This window comes from Pseudomonas sp. GW101-3H06 (genome assembly GCF_059424605.1).
The window spans coordinates 5,929,983-5,945,591 of the sequence record NZ_JBWKZO010000001.1 but is presented as its reverse complement, the minus strand read 5'-3'; the positions used below and the strand labels follow the sequence as shown (position 1 = coordinate 5,945,591).

The 15,609-nt window shown below is 60.3% G+C and carries 13 protein-coding genes; 2 read left to right on the top strand and 11 right to left on the bottom strand.

What is annotated here, in order from left to right; translation table 11 throughout:
- Window positions 1-82: 82 nt before the first annotated feature.
- The 8 genes from AC07ZE_RS27415 to AC07ZE_RS27380 all read right to left on the bottom strand — a co-directional run bounded on the left by AC07ZE_RS27415 (window position 83) and on the right by AC07ZE_RS27380 (window position 9,250).
- Complete coding sequence (locus tag AC07ZE_RS27415; protein ID WP_207267510.1) at window positions 83-712, bottom strand: glutathione S-transferase; 630 nt, start codon at window positions 710-712, stop codon at window positions 83-85.
- 172 nt (window positions 713-884) lie between these two features.
- Complete coding sequence (locus AC07ZE_RS27410; protein ID WP_207267509.1) at window positions 885-1,064, bottom strand: hypothetical protein; 180 nt, start codon at window positions 1,062-1,064, stop codon at window positions 885-887.
- Complete coding sequence (locus tag AC07ZE_RS27405) at window positions 1,061-2,191, bottom strand: PepSY-associated TM helix domain-containing protein (RefSeq protein ID WP_207267508.1); 1,131 nt, start codon at window positions 2,189-2,191, stop codon at window positions 1,061-1,063. The genes AC07ZE_RS27410 and AC07ZE_RS27405 overlap by 4 nt, the downstream gene beginning before the upstream one ends.
- 72 nt (window positions 2,192-2,263) lie before the next feature.
- On the bottom strand, window positions 2,264-4,690 hold the full coding sequence (locus tag AC07ZE_RS27400) for a TonB-dependent siderophore receptor (protein ID WP_207267507.1): 2,427 nt from the start codon (window positions 4,688-4,690) through the stop codon (window positions 2,264-2,266).
- Window positions 4,691-4,895: 205 nt separating this feature from the next.
- Window positions 4,896-5,870, bottom strand: a complete 975-nt coding sequence (locus AC07ZE_RS27395) for a FecR domain-containing protein (RefSeq protein WP_207267506.1) — start codon at window positions 5,868-5,870, stop codon at window positions 4,896-4,898.
- The gene (locus AC07ZE_RS27390) at window positions 5,867-6,385 is read right to left on the bottom strand and encodes an RNA polymerase sigma factor (RefSeq protein WP_207267505.1); all 519 of its coding nucleotides are present in this window, start codon (window positions 6,383-6,385) and stop codon (window positions 5,867-5,869) included. The genes AC07ZE_RS27395 and AC07ZE_RS27390 overlap by 4 nt, the downstream gene beginning before the upstream one ends.
- A gap of 220 nt (window positions 6,386-6,605) precedes the next feature.
- The gene (locus AC07ZE_RS27385) at window positions 6,606-7,313 is read right to left on the bottom strand and encodes a 3'-5' exonuclease (RefSeq protein ID WP_207267504.1); all 708 of its coding nucleotides are present in this window, start codon (window positions 7,311-7,313) and stop codon (window positions 6,606-6,608) included.
- Window positions 7,310-9,250, bottom strand: coding sequence for a putative nucleotidyltransferase substrate binding domain-containing protein (locus tag AC07ZE_RS27380; RefSeq protein WP_207267503.1), 1,941 nt, complete (start codon window positions 9,248-9,250; stop codon window positions 7,310-7,312). The genes AC07ZE_RS27385 and AC07ZE_RS27380 overlap by 4 nt, the downstream gene beginning before the upstream one ends.
- A gap of 255 nt (window positions 9,251-9,505) precedes the next feature.
- On the opposite strand from AC07ZE_RS27380, the gene AC07ZE_RS27375 reads away from it, so the two are divergent.
- Window positions 9,506-9,952, top strand: coding sequence for a response regulator (locus AC07ZE_RS27375; RefSeq protein ID WP_095195912.1), 447 nt, complete (start codon window positions 9,506-9,508; stop codon window positions 9,950-9,952).
- A gap of 222 nt (window positions 9,953-10,174) precedes the next feature.
- On the opposite strand, the gene AC07ZE_RS27370 is transcribed toward AC07ZE_RS27375, so the two are convergent.
- The gene (locus AC07ZE_RS27370; protein WP_207267502.1) at window positions 10,175-12,352 is read right to left on the bottom strand and encodes a malate synthase G; all 2,178 of its coding nucleotides are present in this window, start codon (window positions 12,350-12,352) and stop codon (window positions 10,175-10,177) included.
- Window positions 12,353-12,818: 466 nt separating this feature from the next.
- Between AC07ZE_RS27370 and AC07ZE_RS27365 the strand changes: the two genes are divergently transcribed.
- Window positions 12,819-13,337, top strand: coding sequence for a glycine cleavage system transcriptional repressor (locus tag AC07ZE_RS27365; RefSeq protein ID WP_207267501.1), 519 nt, complete (start codon window positions 12,819-12,821; stop codon window positions 13,335-13,337).
- A 215-nt stretch (window positions 13,338-13,552) separates the two neighbouring features.
- On the opposite strand, the gene rarD is transcribed toward AC07ZE_RS27365, so the two are convergent.
- Together rarD and AC07ZE_RS27355 are read right to left on the bottom strand one after the other, a co-directional pair.
- Window positions 13,553-14,440, bottom strand: a complete 888-nt coding sequence (gene rarD / locus AC07ZE_RS27360) for an EamA family transporter RarD (protein ID WP_137805018.1) — start codon at window positions 14,438-14,440, stop codon at window positions 13,553-13,555.
- A gap of 194 nt (window positions 14,441-14,634) precedes the next feature.
- Window positions 14,635-15,609, bottom strand: a complete 975-nt coding sequence (locus tag AC07ZE_RS27355) for a serine/threonine protein kinase (protein ID WP_207267500.1) — start codon at window positions 15,607-15,609, stop codon at window positions 14,635-14,637.

Below are 15,609 nucleotides of genomic sequence, written 5' to 3'. Positions count from 1 at the left end.
TCAAAACGGCGCGGTCTCAGTGTCGGAGCTTCTTCAGCCTTTGCCTACTATCAGAACTGCTAGTCCTTTGCTCTCGTAGATTTCAAATCTTCGGCCTCGTCGCCAACATCGAAGGCCGCTGACTCACCTCGAAATACCACGCCGCCAATTGCGGATTCGCTGTGCGCCAGTCCAGGTCGGGATGGCGCAGGTCCAGGTACCCCAACGCACAAGCCACGCTGATCGCCGCCACGTCGAAGTGGCTGGTCAGTTCGGCAATCGCATCTTTTTCCAGCAGCGCCACGGCGCGGCGGATTTTGTCGCGTTGGCCGTCGAGCCAGGCGTCCCAGTGTTTTTCCGGGGCGCGCAGGGCGACTTCGTAGCGCACCAGCACGGCTGCATCCATGATCCCGTCGGCCATCGAGGCCAGGGTCAGGCGCCGCCAGCGGGCGGAGCCTTCGCGGGGAATCAGCGGATTGCCGACGTGCTGGTGGTCGAGGTAGTCGAGGATCACGCGGCTGTCGTGGATGACGCTGCCGTCGGCCAGGCGCAGGGCCGGTATCTTGCTCAGGGGGTTGTCGTCGATCAGCGTTTGGTCTGGGTCGACTGGGGTGAGTACACAGTTCTGCAGGGCCACACGGTCCTGTTGGCCGGTTTCGTGCAGCAGCACCATGACTTTGCGAACGAAGGGGGAGAGCGGGTTGTGGTACAGGGTCATGCTCGGGGCGGACATGGCGGCGTCTCGGTCGGTGGCGGTGAGTCGAGGCAGCATAGCGCGTTGAGGGGATAGCTCAATATCCCTTGTGGGAGCGAGCCTGCTCGCGAAAAGGGCGTGTCAGTCTCCATCAATGCTGGATGACAAAGCGCATTCGCGAGCAGGCTCGCTCCCACAGGGTTATCTGTGTTCAGTGGCGTTGCAGGAGGCCGCGCAAGGCGAGGACGGCGGGTATGCCCAACCCGAGCCAACTCAAGGCATCCCACACACCGTCGCCGAGCAAGGCGGCGAACAACCCCGCTGCGCTGAACAGAGCGATGACGGTGGGCGTGCCGAAGACCTTCCAGAAGTTTGACTGCCGGGGTTTCATGCCACGCTCTCCGCTTTTTCCAGCACGGCTTTCGCCGCCTTGCGCCGTACCACCCACAGGTAAACGCCGCTGCCGAGCACAATGATCGTCAGCACATCCAGGGTCGCCCAGAGGATTTGCATCGGCATGCCGCCGTAGTCACCGAAATGCAGTGGCTGCGACATGCCCATGGCGTCCATGTACCACGGGCGCTCCGCCACGGCGGTGACTTGCAGGGTGCTGGCGTCGATCAACACGGGCGTCAGCAAGTGCGAGGTCAGGTGCGTGCTGCCTTTCATGAACACCGCGTAATGGTGCTCGCTGGAAAAACGCGTGCCGGGAAACGCGATGAAGTCGGGCTGCATGCCCGGCGCAACCTCCCTGGCGATGTCGAGCAAACGCGTGGCGGGCGCCAGTTGCGTCAGCGGCGGCGCATCGCGATACGGTGCGACCATGGCACTGAGGCTGTCATTGCGCCACGCGGCGATGAGCAGGTCGGCGCAGGCACTGATGACGCCGGTCACGCCGACCACCAAAGCCCAGGTCAAGGTCACCACGCCGATCAGGTTGTGCAGGTCGAGCCAGCGCAGGCGGGTGGATTTGTCCTGGCGCACAGTGGCGAATTTCAGGCGGCGCATGAACGGCAGGTACAGCACGGTGCCGGACACGATCGCGATCACGAACAGCAGGCCCATGAACGCCAGCAACAGCTTGCCCGGCAGCCCTGCGAACATGTCCACGTGCAGGCGCAGCATGACCATCATGAAGCCGCCATTGGCCGACGGCATCTCCAGCGCTTCGCCGGTTCGGGCGTCGAGCATGAAGGTGTGGGACGAGTTCGGTTCGGTGCCGGCGGTGGGCGCCATGATCGCGATCGCGGCATTGGGCTCGTCTTCGTCGAAACCGAAATACTGCATGACGTCGCCAGGACGATGCTTTTCAGCGGCCAGCACAAGCTGCTGCAGATTCAATTGCGGGGTGTCCGCCGGCATTTGCTTCAACTCGGCGGCATCGCCCAGCAAGTGGTCGATCTCGTGATGGAAGATCAGCGGCAGGCCGGTCAGTGCCAGCAACAGCAAAAACACGGTGCAGATCAGGCTGGTCCAGGTGTGGACGAAGGACCAGCGACGAATTGTTTTACTTTTCATTTCATGACCTTCAGAAATACCAAAGCCGCCCTTGATGGACGGCCTGGGTACTGGGCGTGTCAGTTCAAGCCGTTACCACTTGTAGGTGGCACTGGCCACGACACTGCGTTGGTCGCCGTAGTAGCAATAGAAACCGTCGCAGGTGGAGATGTAGTCCTTGTCGAACAGGTTGGTCGCGTTCAATGCCAGTGAGGCACCTTTGAGGCTGTTATCCAGACGACCCAGGTCGTAATGGACCGCGGCATCGAACACGGTGTAGGCGTCAGCCTTGCCCAGCCAGGTATTGCCCTGGTCGCCGTAGGTATTGCCGGTGTAACGCGCGCCGGCGCCGATGCCAAAACCGTCCAGCACGCCGTTGTGCCAGGTGTAGTCGGCCCACAGCGAAGCCTGTTGGTTAGGCATCAATTGCAGGCGATTGCCTTTGAAATCGCCTTTTTGCACTTCCGATTTGGCCAGGGTGTAAGCGGCGATGACCTTGAGGTTCTCGGTCACGTCGGACACTGCTTCCAGTTCCAGGCCTTTGACTTTCACTTCACCGGTCTGGCTGGTGATCGAGACGTTATCCGAGTTGGTGGTGGTGACGGAGACGTTTTTCTGGGTCAGGTCATACACTGCGGCGCTCAGCAACGTGTTGCTGCCCGGTGGCTGGTACTTGATGCCCAGCTCCCATTGCTCGCCTTCGGTCGGCTTGAACGAATCGGTCGGCGAGGCCGTGGCGTTGCTGGTCGGCTGGAACGATTCGGCATACGACAGGTACGGGACGAAGCCGTTATCGAACACGTAGCTGATCGCTGCGTTGCCGCTGAAGTTGGTGTCGCGCTCGGTGTTGGTGGCATCGCCCTTGTTGAAGAACTTGGTGCCGGTGTGAACCCAGTCTTCGCGCCCGCCCAGGGTCAGGCGCCAACGGTCGAGGGCCATCTGGTCCTGAATGTACAGGCCGGTCTGGTAGGTCTTCTGATCGTAGTCATAGAACGCCGACGAGCGCGGTGGACGAACGATGGGTTGACCATAAATCGGGTTGTTGACGTTGGTGGGCGGAGCACTGCCGAAAATCGAGGTGTAGTTGGTATTGCTGCGCTGATGATCGAGACCGATCAGCAGGGTGTGACGAATTTCGCCCGTATCGAAGTCGGCCTGGAAGTTGTTGTCCACGGCGAACTGGCTGATGTCTTCGTCGACGCTGGTGGTCGAACGGCCTACGTTGCCTTCATCGTCGACCAGGGTGAACGGGTACGCGCCGACGGTGATGCCCTGGAAGGACAGGTCGGACTTGGTATAGCGCAGGTTCTGGCGGAACTGCCAGACATCGTTGAGGCGATGCTCGAAGGCGTAGCCCAGCGCGTAGTAGGTGCGGTCGTAGTATTCCCAGTCCGGGTCGCCCAGGTTCTTGTGGTGGGAAACATCGCCGAACGGCATGTTGATCTTGGTGCCCTGGATCGGCAGGAACTGGCTGGTGATGCCGGTATCGTCACGGGTGAATTGCGTGAGCAAGGTGAATTTGGTGTCTTCGTCGATGTTCCAGGTCACGCTCGGCGCAATGTTGTAGCGCTTGTTGTCGACGTGGTCGATCTGGGTGCCGCTGTCGCGCACCACGCCGCTGAGGCTGTAAAGGAATTGACCTTCATCGTCGATCTTGCCGGTGCTGGCGAAGTTGATCTGGCGATGATTGTCGCTGCCGTATTGCAGCTGGATTTCATTGCTCGATTCAGCGCCGGGACGACGGCTGACCATGTCCAGCAGACCGCCTGGCGGGGTCTGGCCGTAGATCGACGAGGCCGGGCCACGCAGCAGGGCGAGGCGGTCGAGGTTCCAGGTTTCCTGTTTCGGGTTGGCGTACACACCTTTTGGCAGGGGCAGACCATCGAGGAACTGGGTCGGTTCGAAGCCGCGCACACGTATCCAGTCTGCACGGGTGTCGCTGCCATAGCTGCTGGCAGTGATGCCGGGCATGTAGCGCACGGCGTCGTCGAGGCTGTGTACGTTGCGGTCGTCCATTTGTTCGCGGGTGGCAATCGAGATCGAACGGGGGACTTCGACCAGTGCAGTGTCAGTCTTGGTGCCGGCGGCGGTGCGCTTGGCCACATACCCTTCTACCGGGCCCCAGGCGCTTTCGGTGTTTTCCACGCCGATCACGCTGGTGGCCGGCAGGGCCATCGCGCCTTCGGGTACAGCTACCAGGGTGTAGGTGCCGCCGCTCTGCTCCAGCTGCAGGCCGGTACCGCGCAAGGCTTCTTGCAGGGCGCCGGCGGCATCGAACTGGCCTTTGACCGGGGCGGACGTCTTGCCCGCGGCCAGCGATGGATTCAACGACAGTGCCAGACCGGCCTGGCTGGCGATCTGGTTCAGGGTGCTGGCCAATGGCGCGGCCGGCAAGTTGTAGGCGCGAATGCTGGATGCCTGTTCAGCGGCGATCAGTTGGCTGCTGGCCAAAGGGGTGCAAAGGGCAATGGCAACCGCCAGCAAACTGGGGCGCAACAAGGTGTCTAGCGAACGGGACATACAGCGGCTCCTGAAAGTGAATACTTCTCAATTGCCTACGTGCCGAACGAAAATCAAAAAGTGATAGGGCTGGATGAAAATAATTTAGATTTCAATTGCGATGAAGCCGATGGGCCATTCGCGAGCAGGCTCGCTCCCACAGGGGTGGTGGTTCTCTGTGGGAGCGAGCCTGCTCGCGAAGACGGTCCGTCAGGCGCAACACCTGTCAGGGCTTGACCTCAGTCTTCGCCACCACCGTCACCCACCACGGCGTACGCTGTTCGATCTGCACCGGCAAGGTCGGCAGCAGAGCGCTCAAGGCCAGGTCAGTGTCTTTGAGCGGAAAGCTGCCGGTGATCCGCAGGTCGGCCACATCCGGGGCAACTCCCAAATGTCCCTGGCGATAGCGAGCGAGTTCATGCACCAGGTCTTCCAGGCGTGCGTTGTCCACCACCAACATGCCGCGGGTCCAGGCATCGGCGCCTTGGTTGAGCGCGGCAACCGGTCCCAGGCCGTCGTTGCGGATCAGCACTTGCTGGCCTTCGCGCAGAATCTGCTCGTCAGTACTCGCTTGCGGATGAGCAGCCACCGCGGACTGCAACACGCTCAGGCGCGTGCCTTGTTCTTCGCGCTTGACCAGGAACCGCGTACCCAGCGCGCGCATGCTGCCTTCACGGGTTTCGACGATGAACGGCCGGGTGTCGCCATGACCGGTCTCGACAAGGATTTCCCCTTCCTGCAGGACGATCAGCCGCTGCTGTTCATCGAAGCGCACGTCCACGGCACTGTGGGTGTTGAGATTGATCAGCGTGCCGTCGGTCAGACGAATCGTACGTTGCTCGCCGGTGGCGGTGCGTTGGTCGGCCAGCCAATAGTCGACCGGCAGATAGTGCTCACCGGCAAACAACACCAGGCCGATCACCGCGACGACACTGGCCAGGCCACTGCCGAGCCTGCGCACCCGTCGGCGAATGCCTTCGCGCGATTGCAGCAGGGCGGTGCGGGCCGGGCCGCTGGCGACGCTGAAGCGTTGATCGAGCATGCCCAACTGACGCCAGGCCCGCGCATGCTCCTCGTGGGCGGCATGCCATTTGGCAAATTCTTCGCGCTCCACCGGGTTGGCCGAATCCAGCGACAATTGCCAGGCAATCGCCGCATCCAGGACCTGTGCCGATACCGGTTTGGAACTGACCGGGCTCATGTTGGCTCCCCGTACAACGCGACGTAGCACTGACGGATGCCTTGGGCCAGGTACTGGCGCACGCGGGGCACCGACACACCGAGGCGCTCGGCGATTTGCGCGTGGCCCAGGCCGTCGAGTCGGTTGTAGAGAAACGCCGCCCGGGCCTTGCTCGACAGCTTGCCGAGCAGGTGATCGATGTTTTTCAGGTCTTCGAGGATCATTTGCTGCGCTTCCACCGATGGCTGCTCGGCTTCGGGAATCAGCATCAGTTCGGTGAGGTAGGCCTGCTCCAGCGCGGCGCGGCGGAAATAGTCGAACAGCAGGCCCTTGGCAATCGCCACCAGAAACGCCCGCGGCTCGCGGGGCTCTTTGAGTTCTTCACGACCCAGCAACCGCACAAAGGTGTCCTGGCTCAGGTCTTCGGCCCGTTGCGGGCAGGCGACATTGCGACGAAGCCAGGCCAATAGCCAACCACGGTGGTCGCGATACAACGCACCGACGAGCTCACTTTGAGGGCTTGGGACTGACGACACGCAGCATCACCGATTGGGAAGTGTTAACTAACGAGAATTGTTCGCGATTGTGGCAGAGGTAAGGAAGGTGCGCAATTGGCGCTGGTCGGGTGGCCTTTGAGGGGAGGCAGGCAGTTGGACCGCCTAATCGTTCTTCGCGAGCAGGCTCGCTCCGACAGGGCGGTGGATATCCTGTGGGAGCGAACCTGCTCGCGAAGATGTCAATGAAGGCGCTGAGGATTCAGAAGGACGGCGTCTGCTGCCGCCGTTTCCACTGAGCCAACCGCTGCTGCAAATTCAACGGACTGTGGATCTGCTGCTGCCGTGCCCGGCTGAACAGGATCAGCGCCAGTTCGGCGGTGGCCAGAGCATCGGCGCTGGCGTTGTGGCGCTCGAAGACTTCCAGCTTGAACCAGTCGATCCACTCATCCAGCCCCGCCTCGCGGATGCTGGCCTGCGGGCATAGCAACGGCGCAATATCAGCCACATCCAGAAAAGCATGCTGCAACTTGTAGCCCAGGTGGTCTTTCAGGGCGCGCCCGAGCATGTGCTGATCAAACGGCGCATGAAAGGCCAGCAACGGGCTGTCGCCGACAAACTCCATGAATTCGAGCAACGCCAGTGCCGGGTCGCTGCCAGCGGCAATCGCACTGGGGCCAAGGCCGTGAATCAGCACACTGGGGCTGAGTTTGAGCTCGGCGCATTGCAGGGTGCGTTCGAACTGCTGACTGAAATCGATCGCACCGTCTTCGATGACCACCGCGCCGATCGACAGCACCCGGTCCTTGTTCAGGTTCAGTCCGGTGGTTTCCAGATCGAGCACAACCCAGCGTTGTTCACGCAGGCTGCATTCTTGCAGTGCGGTCGCCACCGGCAAGCGTTGCAGGCGCTGTTGCAGTTCCCCGGACAAGATCGGGGTGGCGGGACGCAGCCACGAAAACAGGCTCATAGTTGGTACCGCAGGGCCAGGCTGCTTTGCAGGCGTTGCGCCTGGCGCAGGGATTCACGCAGGATTCGCCGATCCAGATGATTGAGGCTGTCGGGATCGACCCGGTTGGAGTACGGCAGATTCTCCCGGGTTTGTATTTGATGTTGCTGCATGCGGGTTTGCTGGATGAAGTGATAAGCCTCTTCGTACGCCGCGCCATCCAGCGGCTCGATGACCTCTTTATCCACCAGTTGGCGAAAACGCTCCAGGGTATTGTTGGTCTCGATGCCATGGGCCAGGGCCAGCAGTCGGGCGCCGTCGACAAAGGGCGTCAGGCCCTGGATCTTCAGGTCCAGGGTGGCTTTCTCGCCATTCTTGCGCGCCAGCACGAACTCACGGAAACGGCCTACGGGGGGGCGATTGCGCAATGCGTTCTCGGCCATCATGCGCTGAAACAGGCGGTTGTCGCCGACCTGATCGAGAATCCCGCGACGCAACTGCTCACAGCCTTGCTCGCTGCCCCAGACCACGCGCAAATCGAAATAGATGCTCGAACCCAGCAAGTTTTCCGGCGTCGCCTCGCGGATAAACGCGGCAAAGCGACGTGCCCATTCGACCCGGGACAGACACAGCTCGGGATTGCCGGCCATGATGTTGCCCTTGCACAGTGTGAAGCCGCACAGCGCCAGGCTGTGGTTGATCTGGTGCGCTATGGGCAGCAATTTGCCACGGATTTCCGCTGCATGGGCCGCGTCCCGGGCTTCGAACAGAATGCCGTTGTCCTGATCGGTGTGCAGCGTCTGCTCGCGACGACCTTCGCTGCCGAAACACAGCCAGCTGAACGGCACGCCGGGGTCGCCTTTTTCGGCCAGGGTCAGTTCGATCACCCGGCACACGGTGTGGTCGTTGAGCAGGGTAATGATGTGGGTGATCTGCGTCGAAGACGCACCGTGGGCCAACATGCGCTCCACTAACTGGCCGATCTCGCCACGCAGCGCTACCAGGTTTTCCACGCGGGGGGCATTGCGAATGGTGCGGGCCAGGTGCACCAGGTCAACTCGTTGCAGGGAAAACAGATCCCGTTCAGAGACCACGCCGCACAAGCGCTGATCCTTGACCAGGCAGACGTGGGCGATATGTCGCTCGGTCATGGCAATCGCTGCATCAAACGCGCTGTGATCCGGGGTCAGGTAAAACGGCGACCGGGTCATATGCCGCTCGATGGCCTCGGTGAAATCACCGGTGCCGTTCGCCACCACCTGGCGTAAATCACGCAAGGTGAAAATCCCCAGTGGCGCCTTGTGTTCATCGACCACCACGATGCTGCCGACCTGCTGCTCGTGCATCAGGGTCACGGCTTCACGTAACGGCGTGTCCGGTCGGCACGTCACCGGATGGCGCATGGCCAACTCCCCCAGGCGAGTGTTGAGCGAATATTGGGTGCCGAGGGTTTCCACGGCTTTTTGCTGGACTTGCTGGTTGACCTGATCCAGCAGGCTGCTCACGCCGCGTAGGGCAAAGTCGCGAAAGGTGTGGGAAATGGCGAATAGCTTGATGAACGCCAGCTTATTGAGCTGAAGGCAAAAGGTGTCTTCGGCGGCCAGGTGTTCGGTGCGGGTCGCACGTTCACCGAGCAGCGCGGCGAGAGGGAAGCATTCGCCGGTGGTGATTTCGAAGGTGGTTTCGGTACCGCCTTTGGCCGAATGTGGACGCTCGCCCACCACCCGACCTTGCTTGACGACATAAAAGTGCTCAACCGGGCCATCGGCGGGCTTGATGATGCTCTCGCCGGGGCCATAAAAACGCAGCTGACATTGCTCGACCAGGTACGCCAGGTGGGCGTGTTCCATCTGATTGAAGGGCGGGAAGCGCTGAAGGAATTGCAAAGTGCCCTGGATGTTCTGCAACACCGCGGTTTTCCCTGCCTGTGTGAAGGCGTCCGCTTTACTCATAACCATTACCGCAGTCTTTTTTGGATTTGTTGTTGTCGGATGACTCACCCATGGTCGACCCCTGCGGTCAGGGTGCCCATTGGACGTAAGTCTAGGTAGGCAAATAGTGTGATGGAATGTCGGAAAAACCTTACGCAACGGCGCGATAAATCGCTCTATTCTGCTATTGGAAAAGTATCCGACGAAGTGCACATTGAAGCTCTGCTTAGTGATGTCTCACACACTGTGTCAGGGAATTGAATTGAACATGTAGAGAGCGCCATGTCCGACCACGATATTTTGAGTGACGCCGAGCGCGAAGCGCTCAGTGCCGTCATGCTGGAACCCGACCTGCCGCCGCAGCGGGTGCTGATCGTTGATGACGACAAGGACGCCCGAGAGCTGCTGTCAGAGATTCTGGCGCTGGACGGCATTCGTTGCATGACGGCAGCCAGCGGTGAAACCGCGCTCAAGATGCTCGAAGAGAAACCCTCGATCGGCCTGGTGATCACCGATCTGCGGATGGGGCATATCGATGGTCTGGATCTGATCCGTCAAGTGCGGGAGTCGGTACGGGCGGCGATGCCGATCATCATCGTCTCGGGTGACGCCGACGTGAAAGACGCCATCGCTGCGATGCATTTGAGCGTGGTGGATTTTCTGCTCAAGCCCATCGATTCCGGCAAATTGTTGGGGTTGGTCAAGCATGAGTTGGGAATGGATTTGTAGGATCGAGGGCTTTTGTGGCGAAGGAGCTTGCTCCCGCTGGGGCGCGAAGCGGCCCTTTGCGGTTTACCAGTCAAATCCCATTCGCTGACTTTACGACTGCTTCGCAGCCGAGCGCGAGCAAGCTCGCTTGCCACAGGAATACCTTCACCACCGAAATCGCGGTGAACAAAAAAGCCCTGATCGAAAGATCAGGGCTTTTTCATGTCCGGCATCAGCGCTCAGTTACAGGCCATTGGCAGCCTTGAACTCGCGACGACGACGGTGCAGAACCGGCTCGGTGTAGCCGTTCGGCTGCTTGGTGCCTTCGATCACCAGTTCGACCGCCGCCTGGAAGGCGATGTTGCTGTCGAAGTTCGGTGCCAGCGGGCGATACAGCGGGTCGTTGGCGTTCTGACGGTCAACCACCGGCGCCATGCGCTTGAGGCTTTCCATCACTTGCTCTTCGGTGACGATGCCGTGACGCAGCCAGTTGGCGATGTGCTGGCTGGAAATACGCAGCGTGGCACGGTCTTCCATCAGGCCGACGTCATTGATGTCCGGCACTTTCGAACAGCCGACGCCCTGGTCGATCCAGCGCACCACATAACCGAGGATGCCCTGGGCATTGTTGTCCAGTTCATTCTTGATCTGTTCGGCGGTCCACTGCGGATTGACTGCCAGCGGGATGGTCAGGATGTCGTCCACCGACGCATGGGCACGTTTGGCCAGTTCGGCTTGGCGGGCGAATACGTCGACCTTGTGGTAGTGCAGTGCGTGCAGCGTGGCGGCGGTCGGCGATGGCACCCAAGCGGTATTGGCACCGGCCAGCGGGTGAGCGATTTTCTGTTCCAGCATCGCTGCCATCAAATCAGGCATGGCCCACATGCCCTTGCCGATCTGCGCACGACCTTGCAGGCCGGTGCTCAAACCGATATCGACGTTGGAGTTCTCGTAGGCGCCGATCCATTTTTCCGCCTTCATGTCCGCCTTGCGCACCATCGGGCCGGCTTCCATGGAGGTGTGGATTTCATCGCCGGTGCGGTCGAGGAAACCGGTGTTGATGAACACCACACGCTCGCTCGCCGCCTTGATGCAGGCCTTGAGGTTGACCGTTGTGCGACGCTCCTCGTCCATGATCCCGACTTTGAGGGTGTTGCGCGGCAGGCGCAATACATCTTCGATACGGCCAAACAGTTCATTGGTGAACGCGGCTTCTTCAGGCCCGTGCATTTTCGGCTTCACGATGTAGACCGAGCCGGTGCGGGTGTTTTTGCGCGACGTATTGCCGTTGAGGTTATGCACGGCCGCCAGGCAAGTCACCAAGCCGTCGAGAATGCCTTCCGGTACTTCGTTGCCGTCTTTGTCGAGAATCGCGTCGATGGTCATCAGGTGACCGACGTTGCGCACGAACAACAGCGAGCGACCGTGCAGGCTCAATGGGCTGCCGTCGACCGCAGTGTAGGTGCGGTCAGCGTTCATGGTGCGGGTAAAGGTCTTGCCGCCCTTGGCGACTTCTTCCGACAGATCGCCTTTCATCAGGCCGAGCCAATTGCGGTAAATCACCACTTTGTCATCGGCGTCGACGGCGGCGACGGAGTCTTCGCAGTCCATGATGGTGGTCAGCGCGGCTTCCATCAGGACGTCTTTGACGCCGGCAGCATCGGTCTGGCCGACCGGTGTGCTGGCATCGACCTGGATTTCGAAATGCAGGCCGTTGTGTTTCAGCAGGATCGCGGTCGGTGCCGAAGCGTCGCCCTGGAAGCCAATGAGCTGAGCGTCGTTGCGCAAGCCGGTGTTGCTGCCGCCTTTGAGGGCGACCACCAGTTTGCCGTCAACGATTTTGTAGGCGGTGGAATCGACGTGTGAACCAGCCGCCAGTGGCGCCGCCTCATCGAGGAAAGCGCGCGCGAAGGCGATGACCTTGTCGCCGCGAACCTTGTTGTAGCCTTTGCCTTTTTCCGCGCCATCGGCTTCGCTGATGGCGTCGGTGCCGTAGAGCGCATCGTACAGCGAACCCCAGCGGGCGTTCGAAGCATTGAGGGCGAAACGGGCGTTCATCACCGGCACCACCAGTTGTGGACCGGCCATGCGGGCGATTTCTTCATCGACGTTTTGCGTCGTCGCCTGGAAATCGGCCGCTTCTGGCAGCAGATAACCGATGTCTTGCAGGAAGGCTTTATAGGCCACGGCGTCGTGGGCCTGACCGGCACGAGACTGGTGCCAGCCATCGATACGAGCCTGGAAATCATCGCGTTTGGCGAGTAGGGCTTTGTTCTTCGGCGCCAGGTCATGAATGACCTTGTCGGCACCGGCCCAGAACTGATCGGCGGTGAGGCCGGTTCCGGGAATGGCTTCGTTGTTCACGAAGTCGAACAGGACTTTGGCGACCTGCAGGCCACCGACTTGAACGTGTTCAGTCATTGCTTGCCTCACTCTGCTCAGCTATTTCGCTTTTCAGCTCTTCAATTTAACAATGAAGCCTTTGGCATTTAAACCACAAACCCTGCGACCAGTGCATGCCATTTCTGACGGCTGGGTGGGACCAATCAACGGCGTTGAGGCCTTGCTGACGGGGCTTTCAGGGATGCGACTGCGCCTGAGGCAGACATCGATCCAACGTTATGTAGTGCGCGCTGCGGCATACTACATGATGAATTGCGCTTGTGAAAATTAGACTAATTACGTCGTTCTGCGACCCCATGACGCATTGCAGTCACGCTGGGGATCGGGATGTTCTCAAAAAAGTATGAGATTGTTCCAGTTAAATATAAAAAGTTGTACACGATTTGTAGTTGGCAGGTTATCAGCGTGTCCATTCGCGAGCAGGTTTAACCCTTGCCTATACTTGAATTTTCCATAACAAAAATCACGACCAGAGGGCTGCGCCATGGACCACCTCGTACTCACAGTGTTCGCTCCGGACAAGCCTGGGCAGGTCGAGCGCATTGCCCAATGCATTGCCGAGCACGGCGGCAACTGGCTGGAGAGCCGCATGTCGCGCATGGCCGGGCAATTTGCCGGGATTCTTCGGGTGGGCGTACCAGCCGAAGCCTACGACGCGCTGGTGGATGCCTTGAAAGGCTTGTCTACCCAAGGCATCCGGGTATTGATCGCCGAAAGCAGCATCGAGCAATCGTGCACCTGGAAACCCATCGCCATGGAACTGGTGGGCAATGATCGGCCGGGGATCGTGCGCGATATCACGCGATTGCTGAGCGAGCAGGGCGTCAACCTGGAACGGCTTGTGACTGAGGTGCGACCGGCGCCGATGAGCAGCGAGCCACTGTTTCACGCCGAAGCGATTCTTGCGGTGCCGTTGACGCTGTCACTGGATGTGCTGCAATCGCGGCTGGAAACTCTGGCCGATGATCTGATGGTGGAGTTGGTGCTGCGCAGTGAATCCTGATGGGTTATCCAAGTTAAACGTGCACCGGCCTGTGGATAACCTGTAGAGACAGCCCGCCAGGCCGCATCCGCCGTGGCTTGGCAGGGTTTGATCAAAAAATCGCCAGCATTCAGTGACTTGCGCACAAACGCCGGGGATCACGCTGTGGATAACCTTGGGAAGGAACCTTGCAGGCCACGTCAAACGTGGCCTGCAAGAGGTTGTGCGTTTTTTGATCAGTTTCGGCGGCGCAGACTTATCCACGCATCAACGCTGTAAACCGCCAGACCGGCCCAGATAAAGATGAACGCCAGCAGCGTGCTCGACGACAAGTGCTCGCCAAACAGCAACACGGCTTGCAGCAATACCAGGGTCGGTGCCAGATACTGGAGAAAGCCGAGGGTTGTGTAGGGCAAATGCCGGGCAGCAGCGTTGAAACACACCAGCGGCACCAGCGTCACCGGCCCGGCCGCCACCAGCCACCAGGCTTCGGACGTGGTCCAGAATTCGGCCTGGGCGCTGCTGGCGGCCGGGTTGAATAGCAACCAGGCGACGGCAATCGGTACCAGCATCCAGGTTTCCACCACCAGTCCTGGCAGTGCCTTGACCGGCGCTTGCTTGCGGATCAGTCCATAGAAACCGAAGGTCAGGGCCAGCACCAGTGATACCCACGGCAGGCTGCCGACCTGCCACACCTGTTGTGCCACACCGATGGTCGCCAGGCCCACGGCAATCCACTGCATGCGTCGCAGCCGTTCGCCGAGGATCAGCATGCCCAGCAGCACGTTCACCAGCGGATTGATGTAGTAGCCGAGACTGGCTTCGAGCATGCGCCCGTTGTTCACCGACCACACATAAGTGAGCCAGTTAGCCGCAATCAGCGTGCCGCTGAGGGCCAGGATCGCCAGCCGTCGTGGGTTTTCCCGCAATTCGCGCCACCAGCCCGGGTGCTTCCAGACCAGCAGCAACAAGGCGCCAAACAGTGCCGACCACAGCACACGGTGAATGATGATCTCCACGGCGGGCACGCTGGCGATGGCTTTGAAATAGAGCGGGAAAAGCCCCCAGATGATGTAGGCACTCAGACCCAGAATGTACCCGCGACGCGGGTTGGCAGCTTGCATGCAGAATCCTTGCTTAGGCAGCTAACAAAGAAGGGATTGTAAGGAGGTTTGGTTGCTAATGTCCTGCTGGAATGGTGCGCACTGACAACCTGTGGGAGCGAGCCTGCTCGCGAAAGCGGTGTGCCAGCCACAGATGTGCTGGATGTGCCAGCGTATTCGCGAGCAGGCTCGCTCCCACATTGAATCTGGGTGAATCAGAAAAGTTTGAGTGGTTCTTCGTTGAGTGCCGCCAATTGCTCACGCAACGCCAACACCTGATCACCCCAATACCGCTCGGTGCCGAACCACGGAAAGCTGCGTGGGAAGGCCGGGTCATCCCAGCGCCGGGCCAGCCACGCGCTGTAGTGCATCAGGCGCAGGGCGCGCAACGGTTCGATCAGCGCCAGTTCCCGGGGGTCGAAGTCGTGGAACTCGTTGTAGCCATCCATCAATTCCGACAATTGTCCCATGCATTCCTGACGGTTGCCGGCCAGCATCATCCAGATGTCCTGTACGGCCGGACCCATGCGGCAGTCGTCGAGGTCGACGATGTGGAACATCTCGTCGCGGCACATCATGTTGCCGGGGTGGCAATCGCCGTGCATGCGGATGTTTTGGTGCGGCGTGTTGCTGTAGGCATCTTCCACACGCTTGAGCAGGTCGCGGGCTACGGACTCGTAGGCCGGCAGCAAACTGCGCGGTATGAAATTACCTTCGAGCAAGGTCGTCAGCGAGTCATGACCGAAGTTTTTGACTGCCAGTGCTTCGCGGTGCTCGAACGGTTTGGTCGCACCGACCGCGTGCAGACGACCGAGCAGTTGCCCCAACCGATACAGCTGATCGAGGTTGCCGGGCTCTGGCGCGCGGCCGCCACGGCGGGGGAACAGGGTGAAACGGAAGCCGTTGTGTTCGTGCAGGGTTTCACCCTTGTGGATCAACGGCGCAACCACCGGCACCTCGACTTCGGTGAGTTCGAAGGTGAACTGGTGTTCTTCCAGAATCGCTTCGTTGGTCCAGCGCTGCGGGCGGTAAAACTTGGCGATCAGCGGCTCGGAGTCTTCGATGCCGACCTGATAGACACGGTTTTCGTAGCTGTTGAGCGCCAGAATGCGCGCATCGCTCAAGAAACCGATGCTTTCTACGGCATCGAGAACGAGATCTGGGGTGAGGGTTTCAAACGGGTGGGCCAT

Bases quoted from the DNA above. Each gene is read 5' to 3' on its own strand.
- AC07ZE_RS27415 (WP_207267510.1), bottom strand. From the start codon at position 712: ATGTCCGCCCCGAGCATGACCCTGTACCACAACCCGCTCTCCCCCTTC.
- AC07ZE_RS27410 (WP_207267509.1), bottom strand. From the start codon at position 1,064: ATGAAACCCCGGCAGTCAAACTTCTGGAAGGTCTTCGGCACGCCCACC.
- AC07ZE_RS27405 (WP_207267508.1), bottom strand. From the start codon at position 2,191: ATGAAAAGTAAAACAATTCGTCGCTGGTCCTTCGTCCACACCTGGACC.
- AC07ZE_RS27400 (WP_207267507.1), bottom strand. From the start codon at position 4,690: ATGTCCCGTTCGCTAGACACCTTGTTGCGCCCCAGTTTGCTGGCGGTT.
- AC07ZE_RS27395 (WP_207267506.1), bottom strand. From the start codon at position 5,870: ATGAGCCCGGTCAGTTCCAAACCGGTATCGGCACAGGTCCTGGATGCG.
- AC07ZE_RS27385 (WP_207267504.1), bottom strand. From the start codon at position 7,313: ATGAGCCTGTTTTCGTGGCTGCGTCCCGCCACCCCGATCTTGTCCGGG.
- AC07ZE_RS27380 (WP_207267503.1), bottom strand. From the start codon at position 9,250: ATGGTTATGAGTAAAGCGGACGCCTTCACACAGGCAGGGAAAACCGCG.
- AC07ZE_RS27375 (WP_095195912.1), top strand. From the start codon at position 9,506: ATGTCCGACCACGATATTTTGAGTGACGCCGAGCGCGAAGCGCTCAGT.
- AC07ZE_RS27370 (WP_207267502.1), bottom strand. From the start codon at position 12,352: ATGACTGAACACGTTCAAGTCGGTGGCCTGCAGGTCGCCAAAGTCCTG.
- AC07ZE_RS27365 (WP_207267501.1), top strand. From the start codon at position 12,819: ATGGACCACCTCGTACTCACAGTGTTCGCTCCGGACAAGCCTGGGCAG.
- rarD (WP_137805018.1), bottom strand. From the start codon at position 14,440: ATGCAAGCTGCCAACCCGCGTCGCGGGTACATTCTGGGTCTGAGTGCC.
- AC07ZE_RS27355 (WP_207267500.1), bottom strand. From the start codon at position 15,609: ATGGCCCACCCGTTTGAAACCCTCACCCCAGATCTCGTTCTCGATGCC.